This window comes from Streptomyces sp. WG5 (genome assembly GCF_049974565.1).
In the GTDB taxonomy this organism is placed as follows: Bacteria; Actinomycetota; Actinomycetes; order Streptomycetales; family Streptomycetaceae; genus Streptomyces.
Genome location: NZ_JBNGGC010000089.1, coordinates 1 through 3757, shown reverse-complemented (window position 1 = coordinate 3757; position 3757 = coordinate 1). Strand labels below are relative to the sequence as shown.

Annotated in this window: 1 protein-coding gene; it reads left to right on the top strand. The window is 71.1% G+C overall.

Annotated elements, in window-relative coordinates:
- Positions 1-3757: SDR family NAD(P)-dependent oxidoreductase (locus ACP4IX_RS35915; protein WP_426558802.1), on the top strand; the 3757-nt coding region annotated here is incomplete at both ends.

The following is a 3757-nucleotide window of genomic DNA, read 5'->3' as shown; positions in this document are numbered from 1 at the left end:
GACCCAGGACCGTTGGGCCCTCGTCATCCACGCCCGCCCGGACGGCAGCGAGGAGTGGACCCGACACGCCACCGGCGAGCTGGTGAGCGCGCCTGGCCTTGACGAGAGCGTTCTTACCGGCCTGGGTTCGCAGTGGCCGCCCGCCGGGGCCGCGGTGGTCGACATCTCCACGCTGTACCGCGCGGACCACGATGTGGTGTACGGGCCGGCGTTCCAGGGCCTGACCAGGGCCTGGCGTCAAGGCGAGAGAGTGTGGGCGGAGGTCGAGCTGCCCGAGGAGCAGTCAGGGCAGGCCGCGTCGTTCGGTATGCACCCAGTGCTGCTGGACGCCGTGCTGCACGCGTCGAGGCTGACCGGGCCGGACCTGGTGGAGTCCGCACGGCTGCCGTTCCTGTTCACCGATGTCGTATTGAGGGCCTCGGGCGCGGTCCGGGCGAGGGTGTGTCTGACCCGGACCGGCGAGGACGAACACAGTGTCGCCGTAGCGGACGGCTCGGGTGCTCCCATGTTGTCGATTGCGTCGTTGCGGACCCGTCCGCTGTTGGAGGCCGACTTCGCGGCCAGCCCAGAGGGCACCGCCGTACTCATACCTCAGTGGACCGGGCTCGACGTTGCCGGGGCAGGGGCGGCGGCCCTGAGCGGTGACGCCTGGGCCGTGGTGGGCTCGGGCGCGGACCATGCCGACCTGCACGCTCTGACCACAGCGATGGACGGCGGAATGCCGGTGCCGCAGAACGTGGTACTCGCCGTGCCGCACAACCCCGAGCCGGGCCCCGTCGTCAGCCTGACGCACCTGGTCACGGTATGGGTACTCGAGCAGGTGCGGCACTGGCTGAACGAACCGCGCCTCAACGGGACTCAGTTGGTCGTGGTGACCCGGGCAGCGGTCTCGACCGGGCCCGACGACCCGCTGACCGACCTGCCCGCCGCCGCGGTGTGGGGCCTGATCCGCTCGGCACAGTCGGAGAACCCGGACCGGATCACCCTGGTCGACCTGGAGTCCGCGGCCTCCCTCGATCTCGCGACGCTGGCTCGCGTCGCCGCAACCGGTGAGCCACAGCTCGCACTGCGCGGCGCCGCGGTGCGCATCCCACGCCTGGCCCGTCACACGAACTCCACCGAGCCCGCCGACTTCTCCGCGGTGGAAGGGACAGTCCTGATCACCGGGGGCACGGGAGGCCTGGGCAGTCGGGTGGCCCGGCACCTCGTACGGACCCACGGCGTACGGAACCTGCTGCTCGTCAGCCGTCGGGGCGAGCGGGCCGAGGGCGCGGCCGAACTCGTCGAGGAGCTGACGGGGCTGGACGCGCGGGTCACGGTGGTGGCGTGTGATGTGTCGGATCGGGAAGCGCTGTCCGGGCTGCTGGCGAAACACCCGGTGTCGGGCGTCATACACACCGCCGGTGTCGTCGACGACGGTGTCATCGGCTCGCTGACCGGTGAGCGGATGGGCCGGGTGCTGGCGCCGAAGGTGGACGCCACCTGGCACCTGCACGAGCTGACGCGCGACATGGACCTGTCCCTGTTCATCGTGTTCTCGTCGTTGGCCGGCATGTTCGGCGGCCCGGGCCAGGGCAACTACGCGGCCGGGAACGTGTTCGTGGACGCCGTGGTGCAGCGGCGTCGGCAGGCGGGCCTGCCCGGCCTGTCACTCGCCTGGGGTGCGTGGACCCCCGAAGTCGGGTTGACCTCGGCCCTGTCCGATGTCGACCTACGGCGGATGAACGGCTCGGGAATGCCACCGCTCTCCATCGAACAGGGCCTCGAGCTGTTCGACCGGGCCATGCGCGTCGACGAGCCGGTCGTCGGACTGACTCGCTTGGACGCGGCCACGCTGAGGGCTCAACCCGCAATACCGGCCGTCCTGCGCGCCTTGGTGGGCCGGGTGGTACGCCGGACCGCCGGGGACGACCGTCAGGGCCCCGACAGCTTCGCCCACCGCTGGGCCGGTGTCCCGGCCGACGACCGCAGGCCGTTCCTGCACGATCTGATCAGCGACCACGTCGCCGTGGTGCTCGGGCACAGCCGGTCCACCCGGATCGACACCGGTCAGGCCTTCAAGGAGCTGGGCTTCGACTCGCTGACCGCGGTGGAGCTGCGGAACCGGCTGGCGGCCGTGACCGGGCTGAGCCTGCCCGCCACCCTGGTGTTCGACTACCCGACGGTCGCTGTGCTCGCCGAGTACGTGGCCGGCCTGCTCGGCGAGGGCACCGGCCACGTCGAGGACGCCACTCTGCGGCCGACCGTGGCGGTGACCGACGACCCGATCGTCATCGTCGGAATGGCCTGCCGTTATCCCGGTGATGTGTCGAGCCCCGGCCAACTGTGGGACCTGCTGGCCGGCGGCCATGACGCGGTGTCGGGCTTCCCGGCGGACCGCGGGTGGGACCTGGACGAGTTGTCGGGATCCGGTCGAGGTGCTTCGGTCACCGCCACGGGCGGCTTCCTCCGCGGGATCGGCGACTTCGACGCCGAATTCTTCGGCATTTCCCCGCGTGAAGCGGTGGCGACCGACCCGCAGCAGCGGCTGCTGCTGGAGACCTCCTGGGAAGCCGTGGAGCACGCCGGGATCGATCCGGTGTCGCTGTCGGGAAGGCCGGTCGGCGTGTTCGTCGGCGCCTTCGAGTCCGGCTACGCCCAAGTGGCGGGCCGGTCCAGCCAGGACCTCTCCGGCCACCTCATGACCGGCGGTTCGCAGAGCGTGGCATCGGGCCGGGTGGCGTATGTGCTGGGGCTGCGAGGACCCGCGCTGACGGTGGACACGGCGTGCTCGTCATCGCTGGTGGCCCTGCACCTGGCCGCGCAGGCGCTGCGGTCCGGTGAGTGCACGATGGCCCTCGCAGGCGGTGTGACGGTCATGGCGACCCCGGAGACCTTCGTCGGGTTCTCCCAGCAGGGCGGGCTTTCAGCCGACGGGCGGTGCAAGGCGTTCGCTGATGCGGCTGATGGCACGGGGTGGTCCGAGGGCGCCGGCGTGTTGGTGGTGCAGCGGTTGTCGGATGCTCGTCGTGAGGGGCGTCGGGTGCTGGCGGTCGTGCGGTCCAGTGCGGTGAACCAGGACGGTGCGTCCAACGGGCTGACCGCGCCCAACGGTCCGGCCCAGCGGCGGGTCATCAGGCAAGCCCTGACGAACGGAGGGCTGTCCGGAGCCGATGTGGATGTCGTGGAGGGGCACGGCACGGGGACGGTGCTGGGTGATCCGATCGAGGCGCAGGCGTTGCTGGCCACGTATGGGCAGGACCGGCCGGAGGACCGGCCGTTGTGGCTGGGGTCGTTGAAGTCGAACCTCGGGCATACGCAGGCCGCCGCGGGTGTGGCCGGTGTGATCAAGATGGTGATGGCGATGCGGCACGGGGTGCTGCCGCGGACCCTGCACGTGGACGCGCCGTCGTCGAAGGTGGACTGGGAACAGGGAGGGGTCCGCCTGCTGACCGAGGCCACGCCGTGGCCCGAGACCGGCCGCCCGCGTCGGGCGGGTGTGTCGTCGTTCGGTGTGTCGGGTACGAACGCGCACGTCATCCTCGAGGCTCCCACGGAAACGGAGCCTGACGCACCCGCGACCCAGGCAGAACCCGGTCTCGCCGGGGTTGTGGTGCCGTGGGTGGTGTCGGGTAAGTCGGTGGAGGCGGTGCGTGCTCAGGCGGCGCGTCTGCTGGAGTGGGCGGGAGCCGGTTCCGGTGTGGATGTGGCTGCTGTGGGGCGGTCGTTGGTGACGTCGCGGTCGTTGTTCGATCACCGTGTGGTGGTGACGGGTGCT